Source organism: Acinetobacter sp. ANC 5045, from assembly GCF_004331005.1.
Lineage (GTDB): Bacteria > Pseudomonadota > Gammaproteobacteria > Pseudomonadales > Moraxellaceae > Acinetobacter > Acinetobacter towneri.
Genome location: NZ_SJNS01000001.1, coordinates 412,405 through 428,191, shown reverse-complemented (window position 1 = coordinate 428,191; position 15,787 = coordinate 412,405). Strand labels below are relative to the sequence as shown.

Annotated in this window: 18 protein-coding genes and 1 pseudogene; 12 read left to right on the top strand and 7 right to left on the bottom strand. The window is 42.6% G+C overall.

What is annotated here, in order from left to right:
• The first annotated feature begins 157 nt into the window (after positions 1–157).
• The 6 genes from ftn (at position 158) to bioD (ending at position 5,528) form a co-directional block, all read left to right on the top strand.
• Positions 158–622, top strand: a complete 465-nt coding sequence (ftn, locus tag E0H79_RS02185; RefSeq protein ID WP_004972356.1) for a heteropolymeric bacterioferritin subunit Ftn — start codon at positions 158–160, stop codon at positions 620–622.
• A gap of 172 nt (positions 623–794) precedes the next feature.
• Complete coding sequence (locus E0H79_RS02180) at positions 795–1,526, top strand: alpha/beta fold hydrolase (protein ID WP_131260710.1); 732 nt, start codon at positions 795–797, stop codon at positions 1,524–1,526.
• A gap of 99 nt (positions 1,527–1,625) precedes the next feature.
• Positions 1,626–2,909 carry an adenosylmethionine--8-amino-7-oxononanoate transaminase gene (gene bioA, locus E0H79_RS02175; RefSeq protein ID WP_131260786.1) on the top strand — a complete coding sequence of 428 codons (1,284 nt, stop codon included), beginning with the start codon at positions 1,626–1,628 and terminating at the stop codon, positions 2,907–2,909.
• Entirely contained in the window at positions 2,906–4,063 is a 1,158-nt protein-coding gene (locus E0H79_RS02170) for an 8-amino-7-oxononanoate synthase (RefSeq protein WP_131260709.1), read from the top strand. Before bioA ends, E0H79_RS02170 begins: the two co-directional genes overlap by 4 nt.
• An 8-nt stretch (positions 4,064–4,071) precedes the next feature.
• Positions 4,072–4,881: a malonyl-ACP O-methyltransferase BioC gene (bioC, locus tag E0H79_RS02165; protein WP_131260708.1), complete on the top strand. Its 810-nt coding sequence runs from the start codon at positions 4,072–4,074 to the stop codon at positions 4,879–4,881.
• Positions 4,878–5,528 (top strand): dethiobiotin synthase, encoded by a 651-nt coding sequence (gene bioD, locus E0H79_RS02160; RefSeq protein ID WP_096902081.1) that lies wholly within the window; start codon positions 4,878–4,880, stop codon positions 5,526–5,528. The genes bioC and bioD overlap by 4 nt, the downstream gene beginning before the upstream one ends.
• A 368-nt stretch (positions 5,529–5,896) precedes the next feature.
• Here bioD and rluB read toward each other — a convergent pair.
• From rluB to E0H79_RS02130, 6 genes and pseudogenes are all read right to left on the bottom strand, one after another.
• Positions 5,897–6,817, bottom strand: a pseudogene (gene rluB, locus E0H79_RS02155) (23S rRNA pseudouridine(2605) synthase RluB); the annotation flags it as partial.
• Positions 6,818–6,858: 41 nt separating this feature from the next.
• On the bottom strand, positions 6,859–7,452 hold the full coding sequence (scpB, locus tag E0H79_RS02150) for an SMC-Scp complex subunit ScpB (protein ID WP_004972340.1): 594 nt from the start codon (positions 7,450–7,452) through the stop codon (positions 6,859–6,861).
• The gene (locus tag E0H79_RS02145) at positions 7,449–8,243 is read right to left on the bottom strand and encodes a segregation and condensation protein A (protein ID WP_096902076.1); all 795 of its coding nucleotides are present in this window, start codon (positions 8,241–8,243) and stop codon (positions 7,449–7,451) included. The genes scpB and E0H79_RS02145 overlap by 4 nt, the downstream gene beginning before the upstream one ends.
• 219 nt (positions 8,244–8,462) lie before the next feature.
• On the bottom strand, positions 8,463–8,744 hold the full coding sequence (locus tag E0H79_RS02140; protein ID WP_131260707.1) for a hypothetical protein: 282 nt from the start codon (positions 8,742–8,744) through the stop codon (positions 8,463–8,465).
• A gap of 68 nt (positions 8,745–8,812) precedes the next feature.
• The gene (locus E0H79_RS02135) at positions 8,813–9,430 is read right to left on the bottom strand and encodes an L-threonylcarbamoyladenylate synthase (protein WP_131260706.1); all 618 of its coding nucleotides are present in this window, start codon (positions 9,428–9,430) and stop codon (positions 8,813–8,815) included.
• Between the two features lie 91 nt (positions 9,431–9,521).
• Positions 9,522–10,184 carry an elongation factor P hydroxylase gene (locus E0H79_RS02130; RefSeq protein ID WP_096902070.1) on the bottom strand — a complete coding sequence of 221 codons (663 nt, stop codon included), beginning with the start codon at positions 10,182–10,184 and terminating at the stop codon, positions 9,522–9,524.
• Between the two features lie 98 nt (positions 10,185–10,282).
• Between E0H79_RS02130 and E0H79_RS02125 the strand changes: the two genes are divergently transcribed.
• The 6 genes from E0H79_RS02125 to lysM all read left to right on the top strand — a co-directional run bounded on the left by E0H79_RS02125 (position 10,283) and on the right by lysM (position 14,065).
• On the top strand, positions 10,283–10,840 hold the full coding sequence (locus E0H79_RS02125) for a YceD family protein (protein WP_131260705.1): 558 nt from the start codon (positions 10,283–10,285) through the stop codon (positions 10,838–10,840).
• 76 nt (positions 10,841–10,916) lie between these two features.
• Positions 10,917–11,099 (top strand): 50S ribosomal protein L32, encoded by a 183-nt coding sequence (gene rpmF / locus E0H79_RS02120; protein ID WP_004972331.1) that lies wholly within the window; start codon positions 10,917–10,919, stop codon positions 11,097–11,099.
• 204 nt (positions 11,100–11,303) lie between these two features.
• The gene (gene fabD, locus E0H79_RS02115) at positions 11,304–12,290 is read left to right on the top strand and encodes an ACP S-malonyltransferase (protein ID WP_131260704.1); all 987 of its coding nucleotides are present in this window, start codon (positions 11,304–11,306) and stop codon (positions 12,288–12,290) included.
• Positions 12,287–13,021, top strand: coding sequence for a 3-oxoacyl-ACP reductase FabG (gene fabG / locus E0H79_RS02110; protein ID WP_004972328.1), 735 nt, complete (start codon positions 12,287–12,289; stop codon positions 13,019–13,021). The genes fabD and fabG overlap by 4 nt, the downstream gene beginning before the upstream one ends.
• An 83-nt stretch (positions 13,022–13,104) precedes the next feature.
• On the top strand, positions 13,105–13,341 hold the full coding sequence (gene acpP / locus E0H79_RS02105; RefSeq protein WP_001279871.1) for an acyl carrier protein: 237 nt from the start codon (positions 13,105–13,107) through the stop codon (positions 13,339–13,341).
• A gap of 250 nt (positions 13,342–13,591) precedes the next feature.
• Positions 13,592–14,065, top strand: a complete 474-nt coding sequence (lysM, locus tag E0H79_RS02100) for a peptidoglycan-binding protein LysM (protein ID WP_004972325.1) — start codon at positions 13,592–13,594, stop codon at positions 14,063–14,065.
• A 343-nt stretch (positions 14,066–14,408) separates the two neighbouring features.
• Here lysM and E0H79_RS02095 read toward each other — a convergent pair whose 3' ends face one another.
• A complete protein-coding gene (locus E0H79_RS02095) occupies positions 14,409–15,692 on the bottom strand; it encodes a ribonucleotide-diphosphate reductase subunit beta (RefSeq protein WP_131260703.1) in 1,284 nt (427 codons plus the stop codon).
• Positions 15,693–15,787 lie beyond the last annotated feature (95 nt).

The following is a 15,787-nucleotide window of genomic DNA, read 5'->3' as shown; positions in this document are numbered from 1 at the left end:
AAGCAGTTGTTTTATATATGGGAATTTTTAAGTTATATTGCAAATGCGTATGTTTCTCATTTTAATTTTATAAAAATCATGGGTTTACAATAATTAACTTTTGCAATTTTTCCTGAATGTGTCCATAATGACTGGATTAAGAAAGGGAGTACAGCAAATGCGTGGCAATCCAGAAGTCGTAGACTATTTAAATATGTTGATTGGTGGCGAACTGGCTGCTCGCGATCAATACCTGATTCATTCGCGTATGTATGAAGATTGGGGTTTAAGCAAAATTTTTGAGCGCATTGACCATGAAATGCAGGAAGAAGCGCAGCATGCCGATGCTTTAATTCGTCGTGTATTGTTCCTTGAAGGCACTCCAAATATGCAGCGCGATGACATCGACGTGGGTGAAGATGTGGTGTCTTGCTTAAAAGCCGATTTAAAACTGGAATACGAAGTACGTGAAAAATTGGCGCAAGGCGTAAAATTGTGTGAAGAAAAAGGCGACTATGTCAGCCGTGATATGTTGCGTCAGCAAATGACCGACACAGAAGAAGATCATACGTATTGGTTGGAAAAACAATTACGTTTAATTGAATTGATTGGTTTGCAAAACTACATTCAATCGCAAATGTAATCTGATCAAAGCAAATTAAGCCAAAACCCGATTTATGATAAATCGGGTTTTTTTATAGATCGGCTTTTATATTTAGATTCGTTTTGATTGACGTATCTTGGTGCTTTGCAGATGTTGATTGAGCCGATTCAGTATTATACTGAGGTGATTTTCTAACTAGCGAGCAAGCCACGTGCAACAACAGATTTTATTGATTACAGGCTGGGGCGGTGGTACTGCACTATTAAATCCGTTACAGCAAGCCCTAACAGCACAAGGTTTTCGGGTTGAGCTCATCAATATTTTTAACGCTGCTGATGCACAGGTCATGCAGCAACAGGTTGAATTTGCACGTCAGTTTGATGTAATTATGGGCTGGTCACTGGGTGGGCAATTGGCAACGCTACTGGTCGATGCGATTGCCAGCCAATATGCAGGATATAAAACCTTAATTACCATTGCATCCAATCCGTGTTTTGTTGCACAAGCCGATTGGGATACCGCTATGCCACAAGCCACGTTTGCCCAGTTTAAACAATCTTTTGCACAAGACCCAATTCTGACCCTAAAGCGTTTTGGTTTTATGGTGTGTCAGGGTGTCACTAGTAGTAAAACCGACCTATTACAATTACAAAGTTTGGTTCAGCCACAGCCGCAATCTTTGCTTCAACACGGTTTGGATTTATTGGAAAACTTAAACTTGGTGACTAAGCTTAAAAATTATACAGGTCTGCAGTATCATCTTTTTGCCGAGCAGGATGTTTTAGTTGATTGCAAAGTTGCAGCTAAACTGCAAAATTTAGCTGCAAAGTTTTTAAGCGTAGATGTTTTGCAAGGCTCGCATGGGCTGCCATTGTTCCATGCCGATGAGTTGACTAGCAAAATCTGCCAATATTTACAGAAAAACCCGCCAACAGGTCCATAAGTGACAAATCTCGCAATTTATTTTATCTGTAGACAGGTTTAAGATTTAGCACATCAAGTTTTTTACAAGATCAAGGATGATGGTGGGATGACAGAACAGATGGATTTGGCTTTTGATCGTGAACATCTTTGGCATCCTTACACCTCTATGACTCAGCCCTTAACAACCTTTAAGGTTAAGCGGGCATTTGGCAGCACCATTGAACTTGAAGATGGTCGCCAGTTGATTGACGGCATGTCATCGTGGTGGTGCGCGATTCATGGCTATAACCATCCTGAGCTGAACCGTGCTGTGACTGAGCAACTCGACAGTATGGCGCATATCATGTTTGGTGGATTGACCCATCGTCCTGCTATTGAGTTAGGACGTTTGTTGCTCGAAATTACCCCACCGAGTTTAGATAAAATTTTTTATGCAGATTCAGGCTCCGTCGCCGTTGAAGTGGCGCTGAAAATGGCTGTGCAATACTGGACTGCACAAGGCAAAACTGAAAAAACCAATTTTATTACCACCCGTTCTGGCTATCATGGCGATACATGGAATGCCATGTCGGTTTGTGATCCTGTTACAGGGATGCATCAGGTTTTTGGCTCAAGTTTGGCGCGTCGTTATTTTGTATCTGCACCACAAACAGGTTTTGACCAAGAGTGGAATCCTGCCGATATTGCAGAATTGGCGCAAAGTTTGGTAGAGCATCATCAGCAGATTGCCGCCATGATTATTGAACCAATTGTGCAAGGTGCAGGCGGCATGCGTTTTTATCATCCTGAATATTTGCGTCAAGCCAAATTGCTTTGTGAGCAATATGATGTGTTGTTAATTTTTGATGAAATTGCCACAGGTTTTGGGCGTACAGGCAAGTTGTTTGCATGGGAACATGCTCAGGTCGAACCCGATATTATGTGTATCGGCAAAGGGCTGACAGGCGGTTATATGACTTTGTCTGCCACATTGACCACGAAGCATGTTGCAGAAATGATTTCGCAGGGTGAGGCAGGTGTGTTTATGCATGGCCCGACCTTTATGGCAAATCCACTGGCTTGCGCGGTTGCAGTAAAAAGTACCCAATTATTATTAGAACAAGACTGGCAAGCCAATATTCAACGTATACAACAGCAACTTGAACAGCATTTAACACCATTGGCTAATTTGGCATGGGTGCAGGATGTGCGAGTTTTAGGTGCAATTGGTGTGGTAGAACTTAAACATGCTGTCGATATGCAAAGCCTGCAACAAGAATTTGTGCAACGTGGTATTTGGGTACGTCCTTTTGGTAAATTGGTCTATGTGATGCCGCCGTATGTGATTACAGCAGCAGAACTAAATACTTTATTGCAGCAATTGGCTGAGGTGGTGACAGGTATGCAAGGAGCGAGCGCATGAGTTTACTCGATCACTATGCAGAACAGCTTGATCAGCTTCGCCAACAGGGCAATTTTCGTCAATTTCGCAGCAATCAGCAGCAAGGTAAAACAATTGAAATTCAGCAACAGCAGATGCTGAATTTATCTTCCAATGATTATTTGGGTTTAGCCACTGACTTGCGCTTACGTGAACAGTTTTTTGATGAAACACCGAATGCACAGCGTTTAATGAGTGCATCTTCATCACGTTTACTGACTGGAAATTTCCCTGCCTATGAACAGCTTGAAGCCACATTAACGCAATTATTTCATGGGCGAGCTGCCTTGCTGTTTAATAGCGGCTATCACATGAATATTGGTATTTTACCTGCATTGGCAGATGCGAAAACCCTAATTTTGGCCGATAAACTGGTACATGCCAGCATGATTGACGGCATTCGTTTGTCATCTGCAAAATATTTGCGTTATCGGCATAATGATTTGGCACATTTGCAGCAATTGCTGATGCAATATCATGCTGATGACAATTATGAACGCATTATTGTGGTGACTGAATCCATTTTTAGTATGGATGGTGATGAAACTGATTTAGCCGCATTGGTCGCGCTGAAACAGCATTTTGCCAAAGTCATGTTATATGTCGATGAAGCACATGCGATTGGCGTACGTGGGCAGCAAGGTTTAGGTTGTGCCGAACAATATGGCGTGATTGATGCCATTGATTTTCTGGTTGGGACGTTTGGCAAAGCCGTTGCTTCAGTTGGGGGATATTTGATCTGTGATCCGATTATCCGTGATTACCTGATTAATCGAATGCGCCCGCTAATTTTTAGTACCGCACAGCCACCTATTTGTATGGCGTGGACGCAGTTTATGCTGAATCAGATTGTGCACATGCAGACACAGCGTCAGCATTTGGCTGCTTTGAGCTTATATATGCAGCAGGGGATTCAGGCCAAAGGTTTTACCTGCCCATCGACTTCGCAAATTGTACCTGTGATTATTGGCGACTCTACTGCAACTGTAAGCAAAGCCCAACAGTTACAGACTGCAGGTTTTTATGTGATGCCTGTACGTCCGCCGACTGTACCGCAAGGCAGCTCACGACTGCGGATTTGTTTAAATACGCAATTTGAAACGGCAGATTTAACACAGTTACTGGATTTGCTTTGAGTGTGCGTATGCGTATAGATAAGGCACAAGTGGCACAGCGTTTTGCCCGCGCTCATCAGAGTTATAAAACGCATGCCGTGGTACAGCAGCAAATTTGTCAGCAGTTAATGGCAAAAATGCAGCAATATATTGTACAGCAAAAGTTGTCAGATCAACCTCAGCCTTGCTTTGAAAACGTCTTGGAAATCGGCTGTGGTTCAGGGAATTTAACCGACTTGCTACTGCGTGAATTTCAAATTCAACAGCTGACTTTAAATGATTTATATGCCGAAGTGTTGCATGCGTATCTGCATCATCCTCAAACAACTATCACTCAAATTCATGGCTTAATTGGCGATATAGAACAGCTCGATTTTCCGCAGTCTTTGGATTTAATTTGTTCGAGTTCGGCTTTGCAATGGGTGGAAGATTTTGGAGCATTATTGCGCAAGGCGAATCAAGCGTTAAAGCCGCAAGGGTATTTGTGCTTTTCGACGTTTGGCCCTCAAAACTTGACTGAAATTAAGCAATTAACAGGTCAAGGCTTACATTATTTGAGTATGGATGCGTTACAACAACAGCTTAAACAGCAGGGCTTTGAAGTATTACACTGTTTAGAGCAGCTTGAATCATTAAGTTTTGAACATCCCAAACAGATTTTGCAGCATTTAAAAGCCACAGGTGTCACGGGTACAGCACAAGGGCAGCGTTGGAACAAAACGACTTTAACCGAATTTTATCGGGGCTATGAACAATTTAGTCAGCAACATAGTTCACAGCAAAAAAGTTACACGCTCACGTATCATCCTATTTATTGTCTTGCACGGAGAATGCCATGACAGCTCAAGTTTATTTTGTGAGTGGTATTGATACAGGGATTGGCAAAACCTATGCCACAGGTTATTTGGCCAAGACCATGAATGAACAGGGTATTCAGACCATTACCCAAAAGCTGATTCAAACGGGCAATCAAGACGTTTCAGAAGATATTGAGCAGCATCGTAAAATTATGGGCAGTGAATGGTTGCCTGAAGATGATGACAAACTCACCATGCCTGAAATTTTTAGCTATCCTGCTTCACCGCATTTGGCTACACAAATTGATGGTCGTGAGATTGACTTTGCTAAAATTGAGGCTGCGACTGCGCAACTGGCAGCAAAGTATGATGCAGTATTATTAGAAGGTGCGGGTGGACTCATGGTGCCGCTGACCACAGACCTACTCACCATCGACTATATTGAGCAAAAACAATATCCTGTTATTTTGGTGAGTTCTGGGCGTTTGGGCAGTATTAACCACACTTTGCTCAGTTTGGAAGCTTTAAAAACACGTGGTTTGAATTTACATGCATTGGCATATAATTTGAACGATGAATCACAAGACCCTTTAATTTCGCAGGATACTGCCAAATATTTAAAAAATTATTTGTCAAAAAGCTTTCCAAAAGCACAGTGGATTGAAATTCCTGTATTGCCAAATATTTAATTTTTATTATTTTTTGTCCAACAAATTTGCCCAATAAAAAAGCCACACATGAACGTGTGGCTTTTTATCAATTTGGCGTATTTCAGCTTTTAGAATTTTTTAAAGCTTTTATTGCCAAACGGTTTGCGTGGTGCATTTTCGTCACGGCGTTCACGGTTGCCGTAGCTGTTACCATCCTGACGTGGTTCTCGGTTGCCGTAGCTATTGCCATCTTGATGACGTTCACGGTTGCCATAGCTGTTACCATCTTGGCGACGTTCACGGTTGCCATAGCTGTTGCCATCTTGGCGACGTTCGCGGTTGCCATAGCTGTTACCATCTTGACGACGCTCACGGTTGCCGTAACTGTTACCGTCTTGGCGTGGTTCGCGGTTGCCGTAACTGTTACCGTCCTGACGACGTTCACGCGGTGCAAAACCTGTGTTTTGTGCAGCTTCTTCGGTGTCACGACGTTGCTGACGCAAGAAACCACCACGACGAGCCGCCAATGGTTTTTCCTGCATACGCTCATTGCGACGTTTTGCCATGCCGTACAAACCTGTGCCTTGACGTGGTTTTAACTCAACCGCTTTGGCAAGGTTATCGATGTCATTTTTATCCAATTCCATCCAGCGACCTGTACGTAATTCACGCGGTAAAATTACCGTGCCGTAACGGGTACGCAATAGACGGCTGACTTTCAGACCTTGTGATTCAAAAATACGACGAACTTCGCGGTTACGACCTTCTTTTACCACCACTTGATACCAGCGGTTAATACCATCACCGCCAATTTCAGAGAAAGATTCAAACTTGGCAGGGCCATCATCTAGCACTACACCGCGTAGCATGTTGTTTTTCAGTTGTGGTGTTACTTCACCCATCACACGAACCGCATATTCACGTTCAATTTCGTTCGATGGGTGCATTAAACGGTTGGCTAATTCACCATCGTTGGTGAATAGTAATAAACCTGTCGAATTAATGTCTAGACGACCAACCATCACCCAACGATCATTGGCAATTGCAGGTAAGTTATCAAATACAGTCGGGCGTTGTTCAGGGTCGTTGCGTGAGCAAATTTCGCCTTCTGGTTTGTAGTAAATCAGAACACGACGACGAATTTCATCTTCAATTTGGAACTGAACTTTACGACCATCGATGCGAAGCTCATCACCTGGTTCGATACGTTCACCCACTTGGGCAACTTGGCCGTTGACACTCACACGACCAGCGGCAATGACTTCTTCCATATAACGGCGAGAACCCAAGCCTACTCGTGCGAGTACCTTTTGCAACTTTTCACTCATGACAGCATAACCTTAGAAATGATCATCAACAGTTTACCTATTCAAGACACAGACGCAGATGCATCGAGTGCCATGAAAGCTTCCTTGGCATCCTGTAGGGGAGGCAATTGACTTAAGGAATTCAAGCCAAACGCATTTAAAAATTGAGGCGTTGTAACCAACAACGCAGGTCTTCCTGGGAGTTCTCGGAAACCTGATTCTTTAATCCAGTTCCAATCAAACAATGTGCGTAAAATTTGACTATTGTTTGATACTCCACGAATTTGTTCAATATCTGCTCGGGTCACAGGTTGGTGGTAGGCAATCACCGCCAGTATTTCTAGCAGTGAGGGCGAAAGTCGGGTCGGACGTTCAGGCCACACCTGTGTAATAATTGTACGATACTTTGCCCGCACCTGAAAACGGAAACCTTGTGCGGTTTCGATCAGTTCAATCGAGCGACCATGTTGTAACATGGCCAATTGTTGTAAAAACTGGCGTAATTGCGCTTTGCTATATTTATCTTGAAAAGCTTCTTTCAGACGCGCTAAAGACACAGCACTGTCACTGGCAAAAATAATTGCTTCGAGTTGCATCAGCACTTCATGCTGTTGTTCGCCTTCAGACAAGCTCGAAATTATGGGTTCTGGATTCATGCCTGCGCCCCTTGAATGCTCAATGGTGCTTCAATCCCACTGCTGATAATGCACACTTTTTGCTGGCGAGTCAGTTCTAAAATCGCCATAAAGGTCACAACCATGCCCATGCGTCCCTGACTTGGTTTTAGCAACGCATCAAAACTCAGTACTTCACCCGATGCGAGTTTGGCTTCAATAAATGCAATCCGTTCTTCAAGTAAAACAGGTTCTTGCAAAATTTGATGGGTGACAGGTTCAGGACGATTAAAAATGCAGAACAAGGCATCACGTAATTGATCGGCTGCATAGCCGACATTATTGACTGCGGTATGCCCTAAGCTAACATTGGTAGCAAAAGTATCGCGTTCTAAAACAGGCATTTGCCCCAAGCGTTCAGCTGCTTGTTTGACTCTTAAATAGGTTTCTAAACGGTCAATCAGCTCTTGTTTTGGGTCTTTTTCAATGCTGCTGATACTGGCAGGTTTAGGCAACAATAGGCGGGATTTTAAATCGGCCAGTAATGCCGCCATCACCATATAATCGGCAGTCAGTTCAATATTTAGCGATTTCATGGCATCCATATACGACAGATATTGCGATGCAATCGGGGCAATATCTAACTGAAGTAAATCGAAGCCATTTTTTTGAATCAGGTAAATTAAAAAGTCGAGTGGTCCTTCGAAATGCTCTAACAGAATTTCAAATGCTGCAGGAGGAATATACAAATCCTCAGGAATCGACTCTTGCCACTCATCTAACACACGAATGTGTTGGGCAGGTTCCATCGCATTGTGGAGGGATTGATTCATTACAGTGTTGGGCCACGCGAATTTTCAAAAGCATGCAAATGCTATTTCCGCTTCAGATAAGAAGGAGATGGAGAAATAGCTCAGAATTAATAGCGGTTAGTCTAAAGGATATCGTGATTGAAATAAATCTGTTCTACGACCAAATATCAAAAAAAGCCTAAAATAAATCGGGATTGAGGGAGATTTAAGGCAAGTTGTAAAAATTAACTCATTCAATCTTTAAGTATTTATTTCTGTTTTATTCTGTAATGCGTATTCAATCATTGCCATGCAGCTGTCTTGTAAACACAGATTACGAGTTTGCGATTGCGCTAAAAGTGCTTTACATAGTGCTGCATCTAAAAAGTAAGTATAAGAATCGGGAGGTTCAGGTATTGTTGCTGTGAATGCAGTTTGGGAACACACGATTGCATCGGAATCTAGCGTCCACGGACGTTGCACATAAATGTGCATCTCATCCGAAAACTGCTGCAAATTTAACAATACCTGAAATAAAGTCATGGGTTTAATTCGTGCAAGTAAGGCTTTTAAACCGTAGTGCTGTCAATCGCTTTGCAGGTGGTGAATGCTTATTCAAAAGCACTCACATCTCCCACACCACGACGCACAATTTGCGGGTTGTCGCCCGATAAATCAATAATACTGGTGGTGCTAAGTGTGCCTAAGCCACCATCAATCAGTACATCAATACGTTTGTTGAGTTGTAGATCAATCTCGTATGGATCATCTAAAGGGTCTTCTTGCCCCGGTAAAATCAGGGTGCTGGTCAGTAAAGGTTCGCCTAATTCTTTAAGCAGCATGCGACAAATGGGGTTGCTTGGAATACGCAAACCAATGGTTTTTTTATTGGGATGCGTCAAGCGACGCGGAACTTCACTGGTCGCAGGTAAAATAAATGTGGTGACCGCAGGCGTATTGTTTTTCAGCAGACGATACATGGCATTGTCCACTTTGGCGTAGGTGGCAATATCCGATAAATCGGCACAAATAATGGCGTATTGGTGTTTTGCGCCTAAACCACGAATTTGTGAAATGCGCTCCATCGCGTTTTTATTACCAATTTGGCAACCAATCGCATAAGCAGCATCGGTTGGATAGACCACCACATCGCCTGCGCGTATGCGTTCAACCGCTTGGCTGATTAGACGCGGCTGTGGATTTTCAGGATGTACTCTTAAATGCAACATATGAATTCCTCAGTAGCGTAAATGTGACGTTAGGCTCATTATGAAAGGGGATTGATGTCACTTGCAATCATTGCCTTGTGCTTTATTACATTTAATCCAAATTTTTTCGTTCAAACTCTGCAATTTGTAATGTTTTGCCACCTCGGGTGCAGTAACAAATACATTCAATAAAGCGTTTTGCATCGCGTGGTAATTTGGCTTCTCCGTTAAAATAACGCTGCACTTGGGCAAAGACATTGTCTTTAAATGTGCGGCCATCTCCACCTTCACCGGTCAGGTTATCTAAAGATACACGGAATTTTCGTCCAAACGCTTGAGCAAACAGCCATTCAATGGCTTGAGGTTTAATTTCAACCTGTTCAAATAAGGCTTGTTGTTCCTGAGTACGACCATCGGGAGCATACCAATAGCCTAAGTCTGGCAGTAAACGTCGTTGTTCGCCTGCGATGCTCCAATGGCTAATTTCATGTAAAGCGCTATTAAAGAAACCATGTGCAAATTGAATACGTGCAGGCTGTGTTGCCGTGGCAGGAAAGTACTCAGGTTCAAAATCACCTTTGACCAAGTTCACATTTAGGTGGGAAAACCAGTGATTAAAGTGTAAGATGAGCCAGTCCACCTGTTCCGTTTCTGTATTGAGTTTTGCCCAGTCCGAGAGTTGCACTTGGGGGTGCGAAGTGTCAGAATTGGTGGTTGGAAGTGTGCTCACAAGTGATGAAAAATTCACTTCTGTTTGCGGCTGCAACAGATGCATGACTGTGTTACCCAAAATTGGTCTGTCTAAATAAGTACAAAATTGTATCTTAATCTTTGACAGAGTACTGATGAATTTGTAGAATTGCCGCCTTAATTATGTCAGCAAATACCTTTCCGGCACAGATTGAGCCGTTTAAATGGGCTGAACAGGGCTTTACATGGTCAGGTAACCTGCCATTGTCTCGCTTTGCTCGTATCGCCCGTGAAGCTGTTGGATCAATTGATGATCAATTGGTTAACATAGACTGTAAGCTATCAATGGATGCGTATCATCGCATTGTATGGCTAGATGGTCATATTGAAACGAGAGTTCCAATGGAATGCCAACGCTGCTTGGGTTCTGTAGAAATAGACCTCGTTTCAGATTTTCATCTAGCTCTTGTGGATGATGAGTCACTGATAGAGCGCTTGGATGAGGATGCTGATTTCATTGTATTAGGTGAAAGTGAAGCCACCACCAAAGGCGATTATGATTCGCCTGCGACGGCTAATTTACTGTCACTTATAGAAGATGAATTGTTATTGTTGTTGCCTTTATCTCCTAAGCATGACGCTTGCGAGCATAAGCATCAACCTGCCATTCAGAACATTGCCGAAGAAAAACGTGATAATCCGTTTGATGTTTTGGCAAGTTTGAAAGGTAAACTTAACTGAAAATTATGTTATAATTTTTAGTTAAGACAACTCAATTTGTTCTGATCCATTTTTTCGATCTTTGTAAGGAGCCATCATGGCCGTTCAGCAAAACCGTAAAAGTCGCTCTCGCCGTGACATGCGCCGTTCACATGACGCTTTAACCGAGAATGCATTAACTGTAGACCAAGCTACTGGTGAAACTCATCGTCGTCACCACGTAACTAAAGATGGTTTCTACCGTGGTCGTCAATTATTCGCTAAAGCAGATGCTGAATAATTGGTGATGTATTAAGCGTCAAGCTTAGTAGAAAAAATGGGAGCGTAAGCTCCCTTTTTTTGTGCCCGATTTTTGTTGTATTTGGCAATTACTAAAAACAAAATTAAGTGTTAAATTTCCGCTCCATAACTGAGCTTACATGAGAAGGTGTGGGTTGTAGCTGCAAAAAACTACAATTTGCGCATCTTAATTAAAGGATTTTTTATGTCTGCTAAACGACTCGAGCAAGCAGCTCAAGCCACTAAAACTGCATTTGTCTTTCCTGGTCAAGGCTCACAAAAAGCCGGTATGTTGGCTGAGCTTGCAGAACAGTTTAGCGGTGTGCGCGAAACATTTGCAGAAGCCTCTGAAGCGATTGGCTTTGACTTATGGCACATTGCACAAAGTGGTGAAGGTTTAGACCAAACAGAATTTACTCAGCCTGTATTACTCACTGCAAGTATCGCTTTATGGCGTGTGTGGTTAGAGTTGGGTGGTGTTGCACCAAAATATTTGGCAGGACACTCATTGGGCGAATACAGCGCATTAGTAGCTGCAGGCAGCTTGAGCTTGGGCGATGCCGTTAAACTGGTAAACTTGCGCGGCAAATTAATGCAAAACGCTGTGCCACAAGGTCAGGGCGCAATGGCTGCCATTTTAGGCCTTGAAGATGCCAAAGTGCTTGAGCTATGTGAACAAGTGAATGTGCAAGGTCGTGGCTCGGTAGAAGCAGCCAACTACAATGCACAAGGGCAAGTGGTTATTGCAGGCGATAAAACTTTAGTCGAAGCAGTAATGGCATTGGCCAAAGAAAATGGCGGTAAAGCCATTGTCCTGCCTGTATCTGTACCTTCACACTGTTCATTGATGAAACCTGCTGCCGAACAGTTTGCACAAGCTTTGGAACAAACTGCCATTGAGCTACCGCGTATTCCTGTAATACAAAATGTCAACGCTGGAATCGCGGCAGATGTTGCGCAATTAGGTCAGGCACTCACTGCGCAATTGTACCAATCGGTGCAGTGGACACAAACCATGCAATACCTACAAGATCAGGGTATTGAATATATCGTGGAATGTGGCCCAGGCAACGTATTGGCGAATCTTGCGAAGCGTTTACCGAATATCGAAAAAGCATTCCCACTCGACACACAAAGTCGTATGGAAGATGCACTAAATGCCATTTTAGTGGCAGAAGGGAAAATTGCATGACACAAGAACGTAAAGTTGCATTAGTCACAGGTGCAAGCCGAGGGATTGGTGCAGCCATCGCTCAGCAACTCATTCAAGACGGTTTTTTTGTGGTAGGTACTGCCACTTCTGAAGCGGGCGCAGAAAAATTATCGGCAAGTTTTGCAGAAAACGGTGCAGGTAAAGTATTGGATGTCCGTGATGGTGCAGCCATTGATGCATTGGTTTCTGAAATTGAACAAAGCTATGGTTCAGTTTTGGTTTTAGTTAACAATGCGGGCATTACCAAAGATAATTTGTTACTGCGTATGTCAGAAGATGATTGGGATGACATTCTCAACATTCACTTAAAGGCAGTTTACCGTTTATCTAAACGTGTCTTGAAGGGCATGACCAAAGCACGTTTTGGACGCATTATTAATATTAGTTCTGTGGTAGCACATTTTGCGAACCCAGGACAAGCGAACTATTCTGCGGCAAAAGCCGGTATTGAAGCATTCAGCCGTAGCCTTGCCAAAGAAATGGGCAGTCGTCAAATTACAGTAAACTCGGTTGCTCCGGGCTTTATTGCAACTGAAATGACAGATCAGCTAAGTGAAGAAATTCGCAAAAAAATGAGTGAGCAAGTGGCATTAAACCGTTTAGGTGATCCACAAGATATCGCAAATGCAGTGAGTTTCTTGGCTTCTGACAAAGCTGGTTACATCACTGGTACAGTGTTACACGTAAATGGTGGTTTATACATGAGCTAAGCTCAAGTATAAACTTTCAAAATTTTATAGATTCAATTAAACTAACGGCATTAAAAACGCCACAAGCAATGAGGAGAATTCCTGTGAGCGATATCGAACAACGCGTTAAACAAGCGGTTGCAGAACAACTTGGTCTTAAAGCTGAAGAAATCAAAAACGAAGCATCTTTTATGGATGACTTAGGTGCTGACTCTTTAGACTTAGTAGAGCTTGTAATGTCTTTCGAAAACGATTTTGACATCACAATCCCAGACGAAGATTCTAACGAAATCACAACAGTTCAATCAGCAATCGACTACGTAACTAAAAAACTTGGTTAATTGTTGATTTCAGCTCTGCTGAAATGAAAGCCACCGCAAGGTGGCTTTTTTATGCGCTGTCGTTTTTACAATCGAATATGAAAAAGGCGCATTTTGTTAAATGTGTGATGTAGCTTACATTTTGTTACCAGGCTAGTGTCTAATCACAACCGAAGTCGCTTATTTTTTTAGTTATAAATGAATGAGAACAGCAACGTGCTTATGTAAGTGAGCGACGCTTTATAATAGCAGAAAAAAAAAGGAGTACCTCATGGGTCTTTTTGATTTTGTAAAAGGGATTGGTAAGAAAAATACAGCACCTGCAGAGCCACAAGCTGCACCAAGCACACCTGCAGAACCATCAGCACAAGAAATTGCCAATAAACTTTTGGGGCATGTGAAAAGTTTAGGCTTACCTGTGACAGGTTTATCGGTGAGTTATAACGCAACTACTGACTTAGCGACAGTGCGTGGACAGGTCAACAGTCAGGCAGATCGTGAAAAAATTATTCTTGCTGTGGGTAATATTGACCATGTTGCGCAAGTGGATGATCAACTCACCGTTGCAACCCCAGAACCAGAAAGTAAGTTCTATACAGTAAAATCAGGCGATACCTTATCTAAAATTTCCAAAGAGTTTTATGGGGATGCCAACCAATACAACAAAATCTTTGAAGCCAACCGTCCATTACTGAAAAATGCCGATGACATTTTCCCTGGTCAAGTGTTGCGTATTCCTGCATAAATGTGAGCAGCCTGAATAAAAAAGGCGCGTGATGCGCCTTTCTTTATTTTATTTTTTGTCATTTTTGGGGGGGTTAGATTATTGTCCTATTCTCATAATGAATAAAAGAAGTAAAAAAACGGCTTTGTTTTATAAATATTTTGTAAGATGACGATTTTTAAAGGTTTGTAGAAATTTTAAAAATAAATAAATTAAACAAAATCAAATTTTTAGGTATTTGTACAACCTAGCCATTAAATACTAGATCGTATCTATAAAAAAACCGCCATGAATGGCGGTTTTCTCAATGACAACTCATGTGTCGCACAATGACAGCATATGTATCGCGTGACGCAGCGCTGTATTACCAGCTCAATGCACCGCCAGTCTGGTAATCGGTTACACGCGTTTCAAAGAAATTCTTCTCTTTACGCAAGTCCATCATCTCAGACATCCATTGGAACGGGTTGTTTACGCCAACAAACTGTTCAGGTAAACCGAGCTGACTTAAACGACGGTTACAGATGAATTTCAAATATTCTTCCATCATACCTGCGTTCATACCCAATACACCACGTGGCATAGTGTCACGCGCATATTCAATTTCAAGCATCGTGCCTTCAAGAATCATTTGAATCACTTCTTGCTGGAATTCTGCAGTCCACAAGTGTGGGTTCTCAATCTTGATTTGGTTAATCATGTCGATACCAAAGTTCAAGTGCATAGATTCATCGCGTAAAATGTATTGGAATTGCTCTGCAACACCGTTCATTTTGTTACGACGACCCATCGACAAGATTTGGCTGAAACCGCAGTAGAAGAAAATACCTTCAAGTACACAATAGAATGCGATCAAGTTGCGTAGCAAAATTTGGTCGTTTTCAGGTGTACCTGTTTTGAAAGTAGGATCACTTAAAGATTGCGTGTACTTCAAGCCCCATGCTGCTTTACGCGCAACCGATGGTACTTCGCGGTACATATTGAAGACTTCGCCTTCATCCATACCTAAAGATTCGATGCAGTACTGGTAAGCGTGAGTGTGAATCGCTTCTTCAAAGGCTTGACGCAAAATGTACTGGCGGCATTCAGGGTTGGTAATGTGGCGATAAATTGCCAATACCAAGTTGTTAGCAACCAATGAGTCTGCAGTAGAGAAGAAACCAAGTGAACGCATAACAATGGTGCGCTCATCTTCAGTTAAGCCATTTTCAGACTTCCACAGCGCGATATCGTGGTTCATGTTGACTTCTTGTGGCATCCAGTGGTTTGCACAACCATCTAGATATTTTTGCCATGCCCATTCGTATTTGAAAGGTACAAGCTGGTTTAAGTCTGCACGACAGTTGATCATGGCTTTATCATCAACCTGTACGCGAGATGCACCCATTTCCAGTTCTTCAAGACCAGGTGCAACGTCCAATTGATCTAGAGCGTTAGATGCTCTTGCCAACGGATCGGTTGAATCTGTTGCTCCACTTCTAGGGGCTGCAGCGGGTTGTGCAGTTGCCACAGGCGTCTGTGGTTGCTCTGCATGAGATACCATCTGCGTATCATGCGCTTTTTGCGGCTCGACGGGCGCAGACTTGTGTTCAGGAGCAGCCGGTTTTTGCGAATCATCTTCGAAATCGTCCCAACTTAGGATAGACAAGGGATTCTCCTTAAGTATAAAAGGTGAACCCATTTGAAATAGAAACAAGATTATAAACCTGTCTCTATTTCAATACCATTTCATATATTATGGAA

Excerpts from the sequence above, each read along its gene's own strand:
- E0H79_RS02170 (WP_131260709.1), top strand. The coding sequence starts at position 2,906 with ATGAGTTTACTCGATCACTATGCAGAACAGCTTGATCAGCTTCGCCAA.
- ftn (WP_004972356.1), top strand. The coding sequence starts at position 158 with ATGCGTGGCAATCCAGAAGTCGTAGACTATTTAAATATGTTGATTGGT.
- scpB (WP_004972340.1), bottom strand. The coding sequence starts at position 7,452 with ATGAATCCAGAACCCATAATTTCGAGCTTGTCTGAAGGCGAACAACAG.
- lysM (WP_004972325.1), top strand. The coding sequence starts at position 13,592 with ATGGGTCTTTTTGATTTTGTAAAAGGGATTGGTAAGAAAAATACAGCA.
- bioD (WP_096902081.1), top strand. The coding sequence starts at position 4,878 with ATGACAGCTCAAGTTTATTTTGTGAGTGGTATTGATACAGGGATTGGC.
- bioC (WP_131260708.1), top strand. The coding sequence starts at position 4,072 with ATGCGTATAGATAAGGCACAAGTGGCACAGCGTTTTGCCCGCGCTCAT.
- E0H79_RS02145 (WP_096902076.1), bottom strand. The coding sequence starts at position 8,243 with ATGAATCAATCCCTCCACAATGCGATGGAACCTGCCCAACACATTCGT.
- rpmF (WP_004972331.1), top strand. The coding sequence starts at position 10,917 with ATGGCCGTTCAGCAAAACCGTAAAAGTCGCTCTCGCCGTGACATGCGC.
- fabG (WP_004972328.1), top strand. The coding sequence starts at position 12,287 with ATGACACAAGAACGTAAAGTTGCATTAGTCACAGGTGCAAGCCGAGGG.
- bioA (WP_131260786.1), top strand. The coding sequence starts at position 1,626 with ATGGATTTGGCTTTTGATCGTGAACATCTTTGGCATCCTTACACCTCT.
- fabD (WP_131260704.1), top strand. The coding sequence starts at position 11,304 with ATGTCTGCTAAACGACTCGAGCAAGCAGCTCAAGCCACTAAAACTGCA.
- E0H79_RS02135 (WP_131260706.1), bottom strand. The coding sequence starts at position 9,430 with ATGTTGCATTTAAGAGTACATCCTGAAAATCCACAGCCGCGTCTAATC.
- E0H79_RS02125 (WP_131260705.1), top strand. The coding sequence starts at position 10,283 with ATGTCAGCAAATACCTTTCCGGCACAGATTGAGCCGTTTAAATGGGCT.
- E0H79_RS02140 (WP_131260707.1), bottom strand. The coding sequence starts at position 8,744 with ATGACTTTATTTCAGGTATTGTTAAATTTGCAGCAGTTTTCGGATGAG.
- E0H79_RS02130 (WP_096902070.1), bottom strand. The coding sequence starts at position 10,184 with ATGCATCTGTTGCAGCCGCAAACAGAAGTGAATTTTTCATCACTTGTG.